This window comes from Affinundibacterium danionis (assembly GCF_042432465.1).
GTDB lineage: Bacteria > Pseudomonadota > Gammaproteobacteria > Burkholderiales > Burkholderiaceae_D > Undibacterium > Undibacterium danionis.
Map to the genome: position 1 here is coordinate 466,549 of NZ_JBHLXJ010000002.1, position 17,009 is coordinate 483,557.

At 44.9% G+C, this 17,009-nt stretch carries 15 protein-coding genes and 1 pseudogene; 15 read left to right on the forward strand and 1 reads right to left on the reverse strand.

Annotated features, from left to right (window positions below; all coding sequences use genetic code 11):
* Window positions 1–5: 5 nt before the first annotated feature.
* The 11 genes and pseudogenes from holB (at window position 6) to ACFFJH_RS02175 (ending at window position 12,703) form a co-directional block, all read left to right on the forward strand.
* Complete coding sequence (gene holB / locus ACFFJH_RS02125; protein ID WP_390209700.1) at window positions 6–1,049, forward strand: DNA polymerase III subunit delta'; 1,044 nt, start codon at window positions 6–8, stop codon at window positions 1,047–1,049.
* A gap of 174 nt (window positions 1,050–1,223) precedes the next feature.
* A complete protein-coding gene (locus ACFFJH_RS02130; protein WP_390209702.1) occupies window positions 1,224–1,613 on the forward strand; it encodes a PilZ domain-containing protein in 390 nt (129 codons plus the stop codon).
* Between the two features lie 37 nt (window positions 1,614–1,650).
* On the forward strand, window positions 1,651–2,214 hold the full coding sequence (locus ACFFJH_RS02135) for a GNAT family N-acetyltransferase (RefSeq protein ID WP_390209704.1): 564 nt from the start codon (window positions 1,651–1,653) through the stop codon (window positions 2,212–2,214).
* Window positions 2,215–2,503: 289 nt separating this feature from the next.
* Window positions 2,504–3,385 (forward strand): annotated as a pseudogene (locus tag ACFFJH_RS02140) (23S rRNA (adenine(2030)-N(6))-methyltransferase RlmJ); the annotation flags it as partial.
* Window positions 3,386–3,740: 355 nt separating this feature from the next.
* Entirely contained in the window at window positions 3,741–4,967 is a 1,227-nt protein-coding gene (locus ACFFJH_RS02145) for a branched-chain amino acid ABC transporter substrate-binding protein (protein WP_390209705.1), read from the forward strand.
* 166 nt (window positions 4,968–5,133) lie between these two features.
* Window positions 5,134–6,024, forward strand: a complete 891-nt coding sequence (locus ACFFJH_RS02150; RefSeq protein WP_390209888.1) for a branched-chain amino acid ABC transporter permease — start codon at window positions 5,134–5,136, stop codon at window positions 6,022–6,024.
* Complete coding sequence (locus ACFFJH_RS02155; protein ID WP_390209706.1) at window positions 6,017–7,288, forward strand: branched-chain amino acid ABC transporter permease; 1,272 nt, start codon at window positions 6,017–6,019, stop codon at window positions 7,286–7,288. Before ACFFJH_RS02150 ends, ACFFJH_RS02155 begins: the two co-directional genes overlap by 8 nt.
* A complete protein-coding gene (locus tag ACFFJH_RS02160; RefSeq protein WP_390209707.1) occupies window positions 7,275–8,036 on the forward strand; it encodes an ABC transporter ATP-binding protein in 762 nt (253 codons plus the stop codon). The genes ACFFJH_RS02155 and ACFFJH_RS02160 overlap by 14 nt, the downstream gene beginning before the upstream one ends.
* Window positions 8,037–8,041: 5 nt before the next feature.
* On the forward strand, window positions 8,042–8,743 hold the full coding sequence (locus ACFFJH_RS02165; protein WP_390209890.1) for an ABC transporter ATP-binding protein: 702 nt from the start codon (window positions 8,042–8,044) through the stop codon (window positions 8,741–8,743).
* Window positions 8,744–8,856: 113 nt separating this feature from the next.
* Window positions 8,857–10,920 carry a 3-hydroxyacyl-CoA dehydrogenase NAD-binding domain-containing protein gene (locus ACFFJH_RS02170; protein ID WP_390209709.1) on the forward strand — a complete coding sequence of 688 codons (2,064 nt, stop codon included), beginning with the start codon at window positions 8,857–8,859 and terminating at the stop codon, window positions 10,918–10,920.
* Between the two features lie 181 nt (window positions 10,921–11,101).
* The gene (locus ACFFJH_RS02175; protein ID WP_390209711.1) at window positions 11,102–12,703 is read left to right on the forward strand and encodes an ABC-F family ATPase; all 1,602 of its coding nucleotides are present in this window, start codon (window positions 11,102–11,104) and stop codon (window positions 12,701–12,703) included.
* 76 nt (window positions 12,704–12,779) lie between these two features.
* On the opposite strand, the gene ACFFJH_RS02180 is transcribed toward ACFFJH_RS02175, so the two are convergent.
* Entirely contained in the window at window positions 12,780–13,448 is a 669-nt protein-coding gene (locus ACFFJH_RS02180; protein ID WP_390209713.1) for a hypothetical protein, read from the reverse strand.
* Window positions 13,449–13,776: 328 nt separating this feature from the next.
* Here ACFFJH_RS02180 and ACFFJH_RS02185 point away from each other — a divergent pair, with 328 nt between their 5' ends.
* The 4 genes from ACFFJH_RS02185 (at window position 13,777) to ACFFJH_RS02200 (ending at window position 16,926) form a co-directional block, all read left to right on the forward strand.
* On the forward strand, window positions 13,777–14,175 hold the full coding sequence (locus ACFFJH_RS02185) for a hypothetical protein (protein ID WP_390209714.1): 399 nt from the start codon (window positions 13,777–13,779) through the stop codon (window positions 14,173–14,175).
* Window positions 14,176–14,510: 335 nt separating this feature from the next.
* Complete coding sequence (locus ACFFJH_RS02190; RefSeq protein ID WP_390209716.1) at window positions 14,511–14,924, forward strand: hypothetical protein; 414 nt, start codon at window positions 14,511–14,513, stop codon at window positions 14,922–14,924.
* A gap of 103 nt (window positions 14,925–15,027) precedes the next feature.
* On the forward strand, window positions 15,028–15,351 hold the full coding sequence (locus tag ACFFJH_RS02195; RefSeq protein WP_390209717.1) for a hypothetical protein: 324 nt from the start codon (window positions 15,028–15,030) through the stop codon (window positions 15,349–15,351).
* 228 nt (window positions 15,352–15,579) lie between these two features.
* Complete coding sequence (locus ACFFJH_RS02200) at window positions 15,580–16,926, forward strand: FHA domain-containing protein (protein ID WP_390209719.1); 1,347 nt, start codon at window positions 15,580–15,582, stop codon at window positions 16,924–16,926.
* Window positions 16,927–17,009: the final 83 nt, after the last annotated feature.

Below are 17,009 nucleotides of genomic sequence, written 5' to 3' on the forward strand. Positions count from 1 at the left end.
TGCATATGAGTCACACTATATTCGAATGGCAGCAAGATACTTGGACTAAGATTATGTCCATGCGCGGTCGTATGCCGCATGCTTTTTTATTGTTTGGCGCAGAAGGAATCGGTAAGGCGCAATTTGCCGAACATTTGGCGAAATCTTTGTTGTGTGAATCTGCCGATCCTGATGGACATGCTTGCGGTAAGTGTTTGTCCTGCAATTGGTTTGATCAGTATAGCCATCCTGATTATCGACGGGTGCGACCTGGTTTATTGGATGAAGAAGATGCCGCCGACGCTGGTGCGGGCGAGGCCGCAGAAGAGCCTGAGAAAAAAACAGCCAAAGCCAGTAAAGCACCATCGAAAGAAATCGTGATTGATCAGGTACGTGCTTTGTCCAACTTCATGAATATCTCGACTCACCGCCAAGGTACGCGAGTGGTGGTGATGTATCCAGCAGAAGCATTAAATACACCGGCCGCAAATGCCTTGCTGAAGTCTTTGGAAGAGCCCAATCCGAACACGGTTTTTATTTTGGTCTCGCATAAAATAGATCGATTGTTACCGACTATTTTGTCGCGTTGCCATAAATTGCCATTGACTATGCCTAGCAAAGTTCAAGCAATAACTTGGTTGACAGAACAAGGTGTGAAAGAGCCTGAATCTTGGTTAGCTTTGCAAGGCGGCGCGCCTTTATTGGCCTTGGAAATGGCGCAATCTGAAGATACGAAGGAATTGGAAGAATTCTTGCGCGGTTTGAGTAAGCCAGATTTAGAAACGAGCTTAAAACTCGCCGATAAAATGCAGAAAATGGATATGCCACGCACGGTATCTTGGTTGCAACGCTGGCTGTATGATATTTTTTCTTATAAGCAAAGCGGCAAAATCCGGTATTATCCAAAGTATCAACAAGATATCAGTCGTTTGGCGACGCGTAGTAACAACGATATGTTGATGAAATTGATCAAAAGCAGCCAAGATAGGCAGACTATCGCTAGTCATCCCTTGTCCGGGAAGTTGTTTTTAGAAGATATGCTGTTAGAATATTCTTCGAGTTTTATTTAGATTTTGCTTGGTAACTGCAGACGATGGTCTATCGAAAATCCGTAGCTCAAGTGATTTGATTTAATAACTCTACTCAATGATTCTGCTTAGTTATTCTGTTTAGTGATTCTCTTCAATGATTTTAAATAACGATTTTATAAAGTGATTTTATAAAATTAATTACTGGAATTTGTTATGGCTGACTTACCACAAGATCCTAGCGTGCCGCTCAACATGCCATCGCCTTCGCGACCATCAGTGTTATCACTGGCTATCAAAGAAAAGTCTGCCTTGTTTTCGGCATACATGCCGTTTCTGAAGAATGGTGGAATTTTTGTTCCTACCAATAAATCCTATAAATTAGGCGAAGAAATCTATGTGATTCTGACTTTGTTAGATGACCCTAGTAAATATCCTATCGCGGGCAAAGTCGCATGGGTAACGCCAGCAGGTGCGGGTAATAATAAATCGCAAGGGATAGGTGTGCATTTTCCGAACGATGAAAGTGGTGTGCGTGTGAAGTTGCGAGTAGAGGAAGTATTAGGTAGCAGTATTCGTTCTTCACGTGCTACCCATACGCTGTAACGCCTAATACTCACTGTAACCGTTTCCCTAATTTTCTATGTCGTCTACTCAATTGTCCGCTGTATCGTCTTCTGATTTACCAAACTCGAAAGTATTTTCTCACAGGATCGCGCAACTAGATGATTTGGCGGCCATCGTTGCTATCTATAACTCTACTATTGCTTCTCGTATGGTGACTGCCGATACAGAGGAGATTTCGGTAGAGTCACGCTTGAACTGGTTTCATGAGCATACGCCAGAGAAGCGACCATTGTGGGTTGTTGAAAATGAACAGGCGGAAATCGTAGGCTGGCTTTCATTTTCCAATTTTTATGGCCGCCCAGCGTATTCAGGCACCGCAGAATTATCGATTTACTTACACGAAAGCATGCGCCGACAAGGTTTAGGTCGCTATTTCTTGGAACAGGCCATCGCTTTTGCGCCTCAAATCAAAGTACATACCTTATTGGGATTTATCTTCGGTCACAACGTACCGAGCATGAATCTGTTTGCCTCATTTAATTTCGAAATCTGGGCAAATATGCCGCGCGTCGCGACCTTGGATGGAGTAGAGCGGGATTTGATCATTTTTGGCAAACGAGTTGACAGCTCAACGAAATAGCCTAAGTTTGCCTGATTTTAGACTGCTTATTGGAATGGTCTAATCAACACTTAAATTGGTATCGTCGATATATTGAGACTATTTGAGACTATTAGAAACTAGCAGAGACTACCTGTTCGTATCGTCTTTTTTAGGTAGCGATAGATTATCTACCATCAACTGCATTAAGATTAAATTGCCGCGAAATCAAACGTTTACAGCTTAAACGGAGTAAAATCGAGGCTAATTCACTTCTTCATTGTGGGCTCACTTCTACTTAGCCTACATCAATCAATCAGGAATCTCCACTATGCTGAGCTATCGCCATGGTTTTCACGCTGGCAATCATGCTGACGTTCTCAAACACTTTGTCTTAATCGAATTGCTCAATTATCTGGGGCAAAAAGACACGGCTTATACCTATGTGGATACGCATTCTGGTGCAGGTTTGTATTCTTTAGATACTGGCTATGCGACTAAGAACGCAGAGTTCGAAACGGGTATCGCGCCGCTGTGGGATAGAGATGATGTGCCTGCTGCTTTGCAAGCTTATTTGGATTTAGTGAAGGCCTTAAATCCTAGCGGCAAGCTGCGCTATTACCCCGGTTCGCCTTATTGTGCAAATGAAGTGATGCGTCCGCAAGATCGCTTGCGTCTGTTTGAATTGCATCCTAGTGAAATCAAAATTCTTAGCGAAAATTTCCGTAAGTTAGAAGCACATAAAGCTGAGCAGGGAGAACGTCAAACGGTGCGTGGCAAACGTATCATGATTAATGCTGGCGATGGTTTTGAAGGTCTGAAGGCGATCTTGCCACCACCTTCACGTCGTGGTTTGGTGTTGATCGACCCACCGTATGAAGTTAAGGATGATTACCGTCGCGTTAAGGTTTGTCTGGAGGATGCTTTAGTCCGTTTTCCAACTGGTACATATGCCGTGTGGTATCCGGTTTTATCTCGCATAGAATCTAAACAATTGCCAGATCGTTTAAAACGTATTCCAGCGAATGGTTGGTTGAATGTGACCTTAAGTATTAGTGGCCCGACACCTGATGGTTTTGGATTGCATAGCAGCGGTATGTTTATCATTAATCCTCCTTGGACTTTAGAGGCAACTTTGCGTGAAGTGATGCCTTATTTGGTACGCGTTTTGGGTAAAGATGTTAGTGCTAAATTTGAAATTGAATCCGGTGAAACGGAAACAGTTCGGATGAAAGGTCCTGTGAGAGCCCCAGTAGATCGTAGTTCGCAAGCTCCGGGACGTTCGGTAGCAGCAGGCGGTGTTCGTCTACAAGTAGGTAATTTGCGTACAAAAGCAGGCCTTAGTGCTGGCAGAGGCAATGGCTCAAGCACAGCGCCAGGTGCAAAAGTAAGCCGTGATGCAGGGCAGGGCAAGCGCATCGCGCGTCCTGCGAATCTATCCAAAACACGTTCACGTTAATTTAAAATAAAATCGCTCGAAATAAAATCGTTCGAAATAAAATCGGTGCAGGCTCTGAATTTATTCTAAGCGTGCGCCAAACTCGTTTGTATTTCTCAAGGAGAGCCTTATGCAAAAAATCCTTTTCGCATTCGTGTTGAGCCTAGCAGCAAGCAGCCATTTTGCCCATGCTGATACGATCAAAATTGCGGTCATTGATCCAATGTCGGGACCATTTGCGCCAGTGGGGCAAAATACTTTTAATTCTTTTACTTATCTTGCCGAACGCGCCAATGCTGAAAAATGGGCGGGCGAGCATAAATTGGTCTTCGATGCCTTTGATAACAAAGCAGGGGTACAAGAGAGCTTAAGCTTGCTGCAGACCGTAATCGATAAGGGGTATCGTTATGTTGCTCAAGGCACAGGTTCTGCGGTTGGATTGGCCTTGATTGACGCCATCAATAAACATAATCAACGTAATCCGGGTAAAGAAATTATTTATCTGAATCACGGATCGATTGATCCGGATATGACCAATAGTAAATGTAGCTTTTGGCATTTTCGTTTTGATGCGAATTCGGATATGAAAATGGAAGCCCTCAGCACTTTCATGGCGTCCGATAAAAACATCAAAAAAGTATATTTGATCGGTCAAAACTATTCGCATGGACAACAGGTCGCGCGTGCGGCGAAATCTTATTTGGCACGTAAACGACCTGACATACAAATAGTTGGGGAAGATTTACATCCACTCGCGACAGTGAAAGATTTCGCGCCTTACATCAGCAAAATTAAGGCCTCAGGCGCTGATTCTGTCATCACGGGTAACTGGGGGACTGATCTGGCTTTATTGATTAAAGCGGCCAAAGAAGCTGGTTTGAACGCCAATTTTTATACCTATTACGCCAGCTCAACTGGCGTGCCTACCGCCATGGGGGCCGCGGGTATTGATAAAGTAAAATTGATAGGTTACTGGCATCCGAATAATGTGTCTGTACTAGGCGCGCAATTAACTAAGGGCTTCAAAGATAAATACAAAGACGATTTGTCTTCTGTATCCACTTATTCCTTGATTGCCAGTTTAAGCAAAGCGGTGAAAAAGGCGGGCACGATTGATCCTGTTAAAGTTGCTTTAGCACTCGAAGACACACAAATAGATTTCTTCGGTAATCCAGCTAACATGCGTAAAAGTGATCACCAGATTCAGCAAACTTTGTATTTGTCTAACTGGGTAAAGTTAAATGGTAAAGACGTACAGTTTGATCAGGAAAATACTGGCATGGGATGGCAGACTTTGAAAAAAATTGATGCCTTCGTGGCGGCACAGCCAACTTCATGTCAGATGAAACGGCCTTAATGTTTTTCCTTGCAAGAGGGGCTTGTCTTTATAGCGTATCCCTCTTGTATGAAAGAACAAATCCGGCATGAAGATGTAGATTTGTTGATTAGCCTGAAAGTTCGACGCTTTGGAATTCTTCCTTATTAATCTGCTCAATGGCCTAAGTTATGGCCTGCTACTCTTTATGCTCTCGGCTGGATTGACGCTGATTTTTAGCATGATGGGCGTTCTCAATTTTGCACATGCGAGTTTTTATATGTTAGGTGCCTACCTAGGATATAGCTTGAGTGGTTTGTGGGGGTTTTGGTGGGGCTTATGCTTGGCACCGATGATTACTGGCTTACTTGGCGTCGTGGTCGAACGATGTGCGCTCAGACGCTTGCATGGGCAAGGACAACTTGCTGAGCTGTTGTTTACTTTCGGTCTTTCTTATCTCATCGTCGAATTAGTCCAGCTAATTTGGGGACGTTTGACGGTGCCTTATGCGATTCCCGTGTCCTTGCAAGGCGCATTATTCTCGGTTTATTCCAGCCCATTTTCTTTGTATCGTGGGTTTATGGCCCTTGTTGCGCTCGCCATGTTGGGGCTGGTTTATCTGATGATGACACGAACCCGCATCGGTTTAGTAATACAAGCGGCACTAACTCAGCCTAGCATGGTGGCGGCTTTGGGTCATAACGTGCCACGTATTTTTATGTGGGTATTTGGCACTGGTTGTGCCTTGGCGGGTTTGGCTGGCGCGGTGGGCGGCAGTGCATTTGTGACCGAGCCGGGGATGGCCGCTAGCGTCGGTAGCATCATTTTTGTAGTGGTCGTGTTGGGCGGTATGGGATCTTTGGTCGGGGCCTTTTGGGCATCCTTGTTGATCGCATGCGTACAGACTTTTGCGGTGACGTTGGACTTTTCTTTGCTCAATCTGATACATCGCTTGGTCGGAGATATTTCAAACGATCACTTCGCTTTTGCGTTACTGTCTTTAAGCATCTCGCAAATCGCGCCCATATTGCCGTTTTTGATGTTGGTTTTGATGCTGCTGTGGCGACCCCAAGGCTTGATGGGGCGGCGTCATGTTTAGACGCTTTTTATTGCACTATCGATCTCAATATCGACTGAATTGGGCCAGCGCTTGTATAGCATTGCTGAGTGTCGCTCTCTTATTATTTCCAATCTGTTTTTCGTCCGGTAAGGCCTTATACTTTTTGTCTCAAGCTTGTATTGCGTCTATTTTTGCCTTGTCTTTTAATATGCTGCTTGGACAAACGGGTATGCTCTCTTTTGGACACGCAGTCTATTCTGGGTTGGGCGGATTTGTCGCGATTCATGCGATGAATAAAATCAGCGATGGCGGTTTGAATTTTCCACTCAGCTTAATTCCTGTTGTTGGTGGTTTAGCGGGTGCATCATTTGGCGGAATTTTTGGATGGATTTCTACCAAAAAATCGGGCATCACTTTTTCCATGATTAGTTTAGGCATAGGTGAATTAGTGTTTGCCAGTGCTTTAATGTTTCCCGGCTTTTTTGGTGGAGAAGGCGGAGTTAGTGCAAATCGAGTGTCAGGCGAACCCTTCCTCGGCATTAGTTTTGGCCCACAGATCGAAGTCTGTTATTTGATTATTGCTTGGACCATAGCCGCTACATTGGCTATGTATTTTATTCAAAAAACGCCTTTAGGCAAATTAGCAGAAGCGGTGCGAGATAATGCCGAACGAGTTTCTTTCATCGGTTTCGATCCGCGTTGGGTTCGTTTTTTGATGTTAGTTTTATCGAGTTTTTTTGCAGGTATTGCGGGTGCTTTGTCGGCGATTCATTTTGAAATTGTGAGCGCTGAAAATGTGAGTGCAGTACGCTCTGGCACGGTACTTTTATTCACCTATATCGGTGGGATTAGTTTTTTCTTAGGCCCCGTTGTTGGTGCCGTGCTTGGTGTATTGATGTCTATATTTTTATCTGAATTGACGCCCGCGTGGCAGCTATATACTGGCATCTTGTTTATTCTGGTGGTGGTAAAAGCACCGCAAGGCGTGAGCGGATTGGTGCTTGATTTTCTTAATGCGAGTCAGCGTGCGCGAGCACAAGCCTCGTGGCAAAAGTTTATTGCGCGCTGTGCTGTTTTTGTTACCTCGTTTAGCTGCATTGCTAGCGGAACGATCTTGGCGATAGAAATGTTGTATCGCTTGCGTTTCAAATCAGGCGATGAGCAATTGTTGAGTTTGTTTAATTGGGAATTTAATCCACAGCATGTATTTTCTTGGAGCCTCGCTGTGCTGATGATAGGCCTAGGTATTGGTCTTTGGTATGTTGTAAAACCTAGCGAAGAGGGCGCGTATGAGCGTGCTTAGTTTGAAGCAGGTGAGTCTGACTATCGGTAGTAATAGCATATTACGCGGTGTCGATTTGGAATTGCAACGCGAGGAGCGGTTGGCACTCATTGGCCCCAATGGCGCGGGAAAATCTAGTTTGTTCAATTTAATTTCTGGTCGAAATCCCAGTGCAGGAAAGACCTGTGGTCAGATATTGTTGAACGAGAAAAGTATCTCTGACTTAGCTCCATATCAAATCGCCCGACAAGGTTTGGCGCGCAGTTTTCAAGTCAGCAATGTCTTCACTCACCTAAGTGTGATCGACAATTTATCTTGTGCACTTATGTGGCACTTGGGTTTTCGCTATAGTTTTTGGCATAGATTTTCTCGACAAAAACAGATCCATGCACAAGCAGCCGATTTATTGGAACTGCTAGGACTTAGTGCGCAGAAAGATCACATTGCCGGAGAACTGAGCTATGCGGAACAACGGATTTTAGAAATAGGTATGACGTTTGCCTGTGGTGCACATTGTCTCTTATTGGACGAGCCGACGGCAGGTATGAGTCGTGCCGAAACGGAAAAAACGATCGCATTAATTCGCACTGTAAGCAAGGGAAAAAGCCTGCTAATGGTCGAGCATGATATGCAAGTTGTTTTCGAATTGGCGGATAGGATTGCCGTGATGGTTCATGGAGAAATTATTGCTTGTGATACGCCAGAAAAAATACGTCTGAATGCTCAAGTGCAAGAGGCTTACTTGGGTCATTGGGAGGCCACGATATGAGCGCATTGCTGCAAGTGGAACATCTGCATGCCTATTACGATCAAAGCCATATTTTGCATGGACTGAATTTTGAGATACAGGCAGGTGAAGTTTTAGCTCTGTTAGGTCGAAACGGCGCAGGGCGTTCTACCACTCTAAAAGCAATTATGGGTATGGTACGCGCTGAAGGTAGTATTCGTTATCGGGGCAAACAACTATTAGGATTGCCGAGCTTTAAAATCGCACAAGCCGGTATCGCTTACGTACCGGAAAATCGCGAAATTTTTGCGGAGCTTAGCGTGGAACAAAATCTGCGTTTAGGACAAAAACTCGGGATAAGCAAGCAAACCCCGTGGCAGTTAGAGGAGATGTATGCGTTGTTTCCTATCTTGCTCGAACGTCGTCATACCAAAGCTGGTGTCTTGTCGGGTGGCGAACAGCAAATGTTAAGCCTATCGCGCAGTCTTTTAGGTAATCCTGATTTGCTATTGATTGATGAGCCAACCGAGGGTTTGGCACCTAAGGTCATTGATGTTTTACGCGATTTTTTTATTAAAATTAAACAGCGTGGCATTGCTATCTTATTGGTGGAACAGAAATTGAATTTGGCATTACAAGTGGCAGATCGTTTTTTGATTATGGGACATGGCCAGGCGGTATTTGAAGGTGAGCAACAAGCATTGCTCGCGAACGACATCATTCGTCAGGAATGGTTGGAGGTTGGATGAAGTTGAATGAAATAGAAAATCTGTAGACTTTTTGCTTGATAGATTTGAAAATCATCACAAACACAAACACAAACACAAACACAAACACAAACATAAGAATAAAGAGACAAACCATGACAGTAACTATGCAGATCAATAGTAGCCTCGCTATTATTACCATTGATAATCCACCTGTGAACGGACTGGGGCATGCAACCCGCGCAGCCATCGCAGAATGCCTAAAAGGCGCCGAAGCCAATCCAGAAGTCTTCGCCGTTCTGCTAACGGGTAGCGCAAAGGCTTTTTCGGGTGGCGCGGATATTAAAGAATTTGGGACAGAAAAAACCTTCGCCCAGCCTTCCTTGCCTGCCTTGATAGAACAGATGGATGCCTATACTAAGCCGATTGTTGCAGTGATTAATGGTGTGTGTATGGGCGGAGGTTTGGAGTTGGCTTTGGCTTGTCATTATCGGGGCGCCACTAGCGGTGTGCAGATTGCTTTGCCAGAAGTGAAATTAGGTCTATTGCCCGGCGCGGGCGGCACTCAAAGATTGCCGCGATTACTGGCGATGGAGACCTGTGTGAGCATGATTAGTAGTGGGCAAATTGTTTTGTCGGATCAGTTGGCACTAAGCACGGCACAGAGTTCGACACAAAGCACCTTGTTTGATGTCTATGAGCCAGATCCACAAAATTTATTTGCTCGTGCTCAGGATTTTGCTCGCGATATCGCCGCTGTACGTCCGATTCCACGTGTGCGCGATCTAGCTGCGAATGCGCCAATAAAGTCTGATCTTTTCTCAACAGCACGTAGTGATTTGATGAAAAAATCTAAGCATTTTCCGGCGCCATTTGCGTGTCTCGATGCTTTAGAGGCGAGTCTCACGCAGACCTTTGATGAGGGTATAAAAACCGAGCGCGCTATCTTTCAGCGTTTATTGCAAAGCCTTGAATCATCTGCATTGCGCCATATCTTTATGGCCGAACGCGCCGCCGGAAAAATTGCTGGCGTAGATGCCAATACTCCCTTACGGAATATTAAATCGGTAGCGGTGATAGGCGCTGGCACCATGGGAGCTGGCATCGCCATGAATTTCGCCAATGTGGGTATTCCAGTACAAATTCTGGACCTGCAAGCAGCTTCGTTGGAAAAAGGTCTGGAAAGAATTCGCAATAATTATCAAAGTAGTGTCAGTAAAGGCAAGCTCACGCCAGCGCAATGTGAACAGCGTTGTGCGCTAATTGTTGGCGTCGATCATTATGCCGCGATAGCGCAGGCTGATCTGGTGATTGAGGCCGTGTTTGAAGACATGCAAGTCAAGCAAAGCGTGTTCGAACAACTCGATCAGGTGATGAAAACGGGAGCGATCTTGGCATCGAATACCTCGACCTTGGATTTGAATCAGATCGCGCGTTTCACTAAGCGTCCGCAAGATGTCATTGGCCTTCATTTCTTCAGTCCCGCCAATGTGATGGAATTATTAGAAATTGTGCGTGGAGAGCAAACGGCCGCCGATGTATTGGCGACTTGTTCCGCTTTGGCCAAAAAAATTAAAAAGACCGCGGTCGTCGCAGGCGTTTGTGATGGCTTCATCGGCAATCGTATGTTGGAGCAATACACCAAACAGGCGGCGTTTTTGTTGGAAGAGGGTTGTACGCCACAGCAAGTCGATCACGCCATCGAAGCCTTTGGATTTGCGATGGGGCCATTCCGCATGAGCGATTTGGCAGGTAATGACATTAGTTGGGCAATTCGCAAACGTCGCCTCATGGCAAACCCTCACGCCGTTTATTCTAAGCTCGGCGACTTGTTGTGCGAGCAAGGACGTTTTGGACAAAAAACGCAAGCCGGTTGGTATGACTATCAAGCGAACGACAGAACCGCCCATTCCTCTGACTTAGTCAATCAACTCATTAAGCAATACGCTCAAACGCAAGGGATAGCGCAAAGACCAATCAGTGATGAAGAAATTGTCCAACGACTGGTCTTAGCTTTGGCGAATGAGGGGAGAAAAATTCTGCGAGACGGTATCGCGGCGCGTGCGTCGGATATTGATATCGTTTATTTAAAAGGTTACGGTTTTCCTTTGCATCGCGGCGGGCCTATGTTTTATGCCGATCATTTAGGCTGGGATAAGGTGGATAGCCTCTTGCTACAATTTCAACAAGGGCATCAGGGCGGAACTTGGACGCTCTAAAAAACCTTGTAAAGCTTGTCTTAGTGGACAGAGTATGCCGAGATTTTTCAAATAATCCTGCGCTTACTCTGTCTGTGCGCCGCGCTCCGTGCTCTGTGCCTCTGAGGCGAAAAATCGCAGTGGCAGCTATGCACGATGATATAATTCGCGGTTAATTTAATTCCACGCAAAAGGTCTCAACGTGTTAGCAACAGCAAATATCACCATGCAGTTTGGCCCTAAGCCACTGTTTGAAAACATCTCAGTTAAGTTCGGCGAAGGTAATCGCTACGGTTTGATCGGCGCGAATGGCTGCGGCAAATCCACTTTCATGAAAATCTTGGGCGGCGATCTGGATCAGTCCTCTGGCACGGTCATGCTTGATCAAAACGAACGTTTAGGTAAACTGCGTCAAGATCAATTCGCATTCGAAGATATGCGGGTACTTGATGTGGTGATGATGGGGCACACCGAGATGTGGGCTGCAATGGCTGAGCGCGATGCGATTTACGCTAATCCAGAAGCGACCGACGATGATTACATGAAGGCCGCCGACTTAGAAGCTAAATTTGCTGAGTACGATGGCTACACTGCTGAGGCGCGTGCGGGTGAGTTGTTGTTAGGTGTTGGCATTCCTACTGACCAGCACCAAGGTTTGATGAGCTCGGTCGCGCCAGGTTGGAAACTGCGCGTATTGTTGGCACAGGCTTTGTTCTCCAATCCTGACATTCTCCTGCTTGATGAACCAACCAATAACTTGGACATCAATACCATTCGCTGGTTAGAAGATATCCTCAATCAACGTAATTCCACGATGATTATCATTTCTCATGATCGTCACTTTTTGAATCAAGTCTGTACCCACATGGCGGATATGGATTACGGTACCTTGAAGATTTATCCAGGTAACTATGATGAATACATGTTGGCATCGTCTCAGGCACGTGCTCAGCAGTTAGCTAACAATGCGAAGGCTAAAGACAAAGTTTTAGAGTTGCAAGACTTCGTGCGCCGTTTCTCTGCCAACAAATCTAAAGCACGTCAAGCAACTTCACGTGCTAAGCAAATTGAAAAAATTAAGATTGAAGACGTTAAACCTTCAAGCCGCCAAAATCCTTTTATCCGTTTCGATGGCGAGAAAAAATTGCATCGTTTAGCGGTGGAAGTGAAACACTTGTCTAAGGCCTATGATCAAAAATTATTCGACAGCTTTGACATCATGGTAGAAGCGGGTGAAAAGATCGCGATTATTGGTGCCAATGGTGCTGGTAAAACGACCTTGTTGCGTTGTATCGGTGGTGCGGAAATCTGTGGTTTGACTGCCGATCGTGGCGAAGTCAAATGGGCGGAAAATGCGAGCGTTGGCTACATGCCGCAAGATCCTGCTGAAAATTTTGCGTCTGACAAAAACCTAACCGACTGGATGGGTATGTACACGCAAGAGGGCGACGATGATCAAGCTGTTCGTTCTATCCTCGGTCGTTTATTATTTAGCGGTGACGATGTAAAAAAATCCGTCAAAGTCTTATCTGGTGGTGAAAAAGGCCGCATGACTTACGGTAAGTTAATGCTCGGACGCCACAATGTTTTGTTGATGGATGAACCGACCAATCATATGGACATGGAATCGATTGAGTCCTTGAACATCGCCTTAGAAAAATATGCGGGCACATTAATCTTCGTGTCACATGACCGTGAATTCGTCTCTTCCTTAGCGACGCGCGTGTTGGAAGTTAAAGATGGAAAAATCATCGACTTCCGTGGCACCTACGAAGAGTATTTGACTAGCCAGGGCATCGAATAGTTTTGATATCCAAAACAAAAAAGACCAGAAAAATTATTCTGGTCTTTTTTTGCCTTAGATGTTTTACAGCCAATGCCTAATCTTCTAAAAATTCAGGATCATCTAAAGAAAAACTGACATACATGCGTTCGTCAAATTCATCACGTAAGGCAACCGCTTTGTCTTTGCCTTTGGCATGCAAAATCGCCGAAATATATGGATGGCGAAAGGCATGGATATCATAGAGGGTGCTGGCCTTTAGCAATTTTCTCTGTAAGAAAAACCCTTTTATACCTAAATTTTCTTTGATCAGTTCAGCCAGATAGCGCTTCATCATTTCGACCCGGCTTTCTCTGGGACCGTCATCGTTATTGGCGCTCAATAGCGCATTTAGATCGGCACGCCATGCAGCCGTTTCTTCTTCGGATGCCTCAAAAATCGTTTGCGATTCTTCTATCGAGCCTAATGTGCTGTCAGCCAATTTGCCTAAAGTGGTCGGCGTGGTTAAATCCAAACTGTCACGACCATCCAAAAGTTCGGATTCTGCGCTTTCTATTGAGACTCGTTGAATGAAGCCATTCTCTTGTAGTTCCAATAAGCTTTGCTCGCTTAAGCCTAATCCACCGATTTTTTTGACTAATTGCGCATCGCTTTGTTTGCCATCAATGAGTACCAACAAGGATCGCATACGTGAAGGAAGATGCCACTTGCGAGTAGCGATTTCTTCCCTGCCTTTGTCGGTTTTGTCGTAAATAATGATTTGCATAAAGCGTCTGCCTTTTTTCAATTGAGATATTTTAGCGCGAATTAAGGAATTTGCCTGAGGGAATGTTTTTTATTATTGAAGTAGTTTGTTTCGTGCCTATTTAAATTGCTTAAGCATTATCAATATTAAATATCCGCAATGCTTATCCAACGCCTGTTAAAACTGAGTGACTAGACATAAGAAATATCATAAAAGATACTGCAAAAAGAATATTTTTTACTTTGTTATGGCGAGCCTAGGCTTTACCTCATCACTTTTCGCCACAAGCAAGCATCCCTCTGATACCATCGCCGCTTATCTTCTATTTGTCTTTGATGCGTTTATCTTTATGCGAATTCTTGTCTCCTTCTGTCTGTGGCTGGTATTAAGTACTGCGTCTTCCTTGGTTTTTGCCGATGCATTTGTTTGTACTAATCAACAAGGCAAAAAAATATTCTCCAGTGAGTCCTGCGAGAAACGAGGTATGAAGCCAGCGAGTGTGGATTTTCCAGTAAAGTCTGGTCAGGCCATCAACGCCGTCGTGATAGCACCTCAATTGGTGAGCTCAGAGAATGTCGTTTTGCCAGGCGGCACCGTGGTGAAAAAACGTGAACCAGGCGAATGGCCATTAGAAAAACCGGTGGTGTATTTCTTAATGACGATGCTAGTCGCGATGGGCGCTTTGTTTTCTTTGATTTTTTTCCGCTTTTTCAAAGCGCATCATCGTAAGCTGAGTTTGGATCGCTAGACTAATGCGTGGAAGATCGCATGAATGATTGTGCTACTCAATCGATAATAGCTAGTCTAATTGGAAATGTGCGTTTTTAATTTTTGATTTGAATTTAAATGATACGGGGGCGACTTTGGGTCGCCCTTTTTTGTTGGCAAGGTGATGCTGAAACCGTAGATCTTCAAATTCAGTAGTCTGCACTTTTTGTCGGTTTGCTTATATCTCAGATTCATACAATATAAGCATTTACAACTATGCGCCATGCGGTTCTTAAGAGACTTGAAACAAATTGTCTTTTTTGATTCGCCAAGTTAATATGCATTTTTGTTAAATTAAATTAAGGTTAACCTTGCATGGCCGATCTGAACCGAATTTACGAGATTACAATTGTGCGATTTACACCCGACCCGACGCCGACGGCTCGTACGTTTAGCTCAGGACAGAATGCTGTTACGTGGCTTGGAGATCCTAACGAGTTTGAATGTTTCATCGAAGCTTCAGTGATGCAGGATAAGTATTGCTTCGGCGATTTTCTTTTGTGGTGTTCTGGAGAATACGCCCGCGCGCGAATAAATGAGCATCGCGATCATGATGCAAGCTACACCGAAAGCACTTTCGCCAATGGAAAAGTAATTACGTTTAAAGATGAAGACGGCTCGTTGTTCACCCAATCTGGTGTAATGATCTTGCCAAGGCAGCTAGCAATTGATGCTATTCGCGCTTGGCTTATCGACTTGAATCATCCGAGTTTTCTACGCTGGAATTAATATGATCTCTGCTGATATACCCGGTCGGTCCAACTCAACATGCAAGGCTGACGCAGAAGTACCTAGGTCAATTTAACGTTAGTTCCTAAAATAGGATCGAAAAATGTTCGGAGTACTCAAGAAAAAGGCAGTTGAATGGCCATTCGACCAGCCCAAGAATTGCGCTGTTTTTACTATACGACAAATTATCGAAGGTGAATGTCCTATTCAAGTTGTATATCACGACTTGGAAGATGATGGCTGGCAGTTTTTAAGTAATACTGAATACACAATGGAAGATGCTAAACTGGTTGGTCTAGAAGAAATTACTAAAATTGACTCTACTGTATTCGAGGTCGCCAAGATCGAACCAGGCTACCATGCATGGCGAAACAAAGTCGGTGGTCAGTGGACAATCGCCAAAACACCCGATCAACCCGATGAGTAAATAATAAACGGCTACACCTGACAAATTTTCGCTGTGCTTTCTTTTGTGCCCCCCAAAAGCCGTAATCACAAATTTGCTCTGTGAGCTTAGCGTTAGTGAGCTAAAGCCCTTTAAATAATCAGCTCATTCTCTCAGGTAAGAAATAGAGAACAAACCACCCTCTATTCTCAGGATTTAATTTTGTGACCTAGCATTACAGTAGCACTATGCTGCTTAATTTACGTCACCATGGATAAGACCCCAGCCCTCGATCTGGCACCTACGCTTTTCACGAAGGCGTTGGGTGCTCACGCAACGGTGTCATCACTGTACTTACGATTTAGTGGCTATGACCCGCGCTCAGCGGGAGGGCGTCAGACGCTTAAGCTCGAATTATGCGGCGAACTTGCTCCAAGCATCAAAGAACTTAGTTTTCGGTTTCGCTCTGATTTATTGAGCGCATTAGAACCTGAGCGGACTTTATTACGCACGCCTGCAGGTTTGTGGCCACCGCTGTTATTGAGTTTTTCTAGTAAGCATAAGGAACATGGTCAGTATCCTTTAGAAATTGAACTTCAATACAAGGAGGCGACGGGTGAGTTGCATCGGTGGATTTGTACAACGACGTTATTGCTGCCTCGAGCCAATGCGAGTTTGAGCGAGATTCATCAGGTTTTTTTAGCGACACAAAAAAATGTACGGGTAGTAGCTGAAGATGGCGCGATTGCCAAATTGAACGGCTTACAACAGCCACACGATGCAGCACATGCGAATTTGGATATCGCCATTTATGCAAAAGATGCCGCTATAGCGCAGCTCGATATGCACAATATGCTAGATACGGTTGCTACCAGCCCGCGTGAGAATGGCAAATTTAATATAGGCCTGAGTAGTATTGCTTGGGATGAAGAATTGTTAGAAGTGGCGGTGCCAAGTTATCAGAGTCTGACGGGACAAAGCTTGGCGTCGGCACTGCCGCGACAGGTCAAACATCATGTGGCGAGCTTGTCTGCCAATAACTCGCCCACGATTCGCTTGTTCGCTTTGGAACAGTGGGTATTGGGACGTAGGGATGCACAGGCCTCGGTGGCGAATATTCTTCTACAACATCAAGATGTTGCACTGACCAAGCGGATTAGCGCGCGCCATGCCTGTTTGCGGCGTACTGAGACGGGTGCGCTAGAACTCATCGATACTTCGCGGTATGGCGTAGTGGTGGATGGCCAAATAGTGGGCAAGCATCAGGCTCAGCGATTGCTGGTTGGTATGCACATAGAATTATGTGCCAGTATCAAAGGCATAGTGCAATTGCGCGTGGCACAGATTCTTCCCCATGCCGTCATGTTGGAATACATAGACGGCGCAAAAGTTGTTGAATTACTTTATTTAATTTCTCCAGAAATACTGCCGGATACGAACCACCATGTCGATCTGAATGCGCTGGTTTTCTTTCATCATCGTGGACAATTCTGGCATCGTGATAGCCAAACTCAGCAAGATCGCCAGCTCGATTTAGATATTGACTTATCCTCTTGTCATGAGAGTCTGCGAGCCTATCGCTATAGCCACCAGTCTTACCCCGATTTGGGATCATAAGTCCGCAATTGATCAGCTGGAGATAAGCACAAGACAAGCAGGATTTTATAAGCTGGATTTGAGCTACTTTTTCCCTTCTTTTC

Excerpts from the sequence above, each read along its gene's own strand:
- holB (WP_390209700.1), top strand. The coding sequence starts at position 6 with ATGAGTCACACTATATTCGAATGGCAGCAAGATACTTGGACTAAGATT.
- ACFFJH_RS02130 (WP_390209702.1), top strand. The coding sequence starts at position 1,224 with ATGGCTGACTTACCACAAGATCCTAGCGTGCCGCTCAACATGCCATCG.
- ACFFJH_RS02135 (WP_390209704.1), top strand. The coding sequence starts at position 1,651 with ATGTCGTCTACTCAATTGTCCGCTGTATCGTCTTCTGATTTACCAAAC.
- ACFFJH_RS02145 (WP_390209705.1), top strand. The coding sequence starts at position 3,741 with ATGCAAAAAATCCTTTTCGCATTCGTGTTGAGCCTAGCAGCAAGCAGC.
- ACFFJH_RS02150 (WP_390209888.1), top strand. The coding sequence starts at position 5,134 with ATGCTCTCGGCTGGATTGACGCTGATTTTTAGCATGATGGGCGTTCTC.
- ACFFJH_RS02155 (WP_390209706.1), top strand. The coding sequence starts at position 6,017 with ATGTTTAGACGCTTTTTATTGCACTATCGATCTCAATATCGACTGAAT.
- ACFFJH_RS02160 (WP_390209707.1), top strand. The coding sequence starts at position 7,275 with ATGAGCGTGCTTAGTTTGAAGCAGGTGAGTCTGACTATCGGTAGTAAT.
- ACFFJH_RS02170 (WP_390209709.1), top strand. The coding sequence starts at position 8,857 with ATGACAGTAACTATGCAGATCAATAGTAGCCTCGCTATTATTACCATT.
- ACFFJH_RS02180 (WP_390209713.1), bottom strand. The coding sequence starts at position 13,448 with ATGCAAATCATTATTTACGACAAAACCGACAAAGGCAGGGAAGAAATC.
- ACFFJH_RS02185 (WP_390209714.1), top strand. The coding sequence starts at position 13,777 with ATGCGAATTCTTGTCTCCTTCTGTCTGTGGCTGGTATTAAGTACTGCG.
- ACFFJH_RS02190 (WP_390209716.1), top strand. The coding sequence starts at position 14,511 with ATGGCCGATCTGAACCGAATTTACGAGATTACAATTGTGCGATTTACA.
- ACFFJH_RS02195 (WP_390209717.1), top strand. The coding sequence starts at position 15,028 with ATGTTCGGAGTACTCAAGAAAAAGGCAGTTGAATGGCCATTCGACCAG.
- ACFFJH_RS02200 (WP_390209719.1), top strand. The coding sequence starts at position 15,580 with ATGGATAAGACCCCAGCCCTCGATCTGGCACCTACGCTTTTCACGAAG.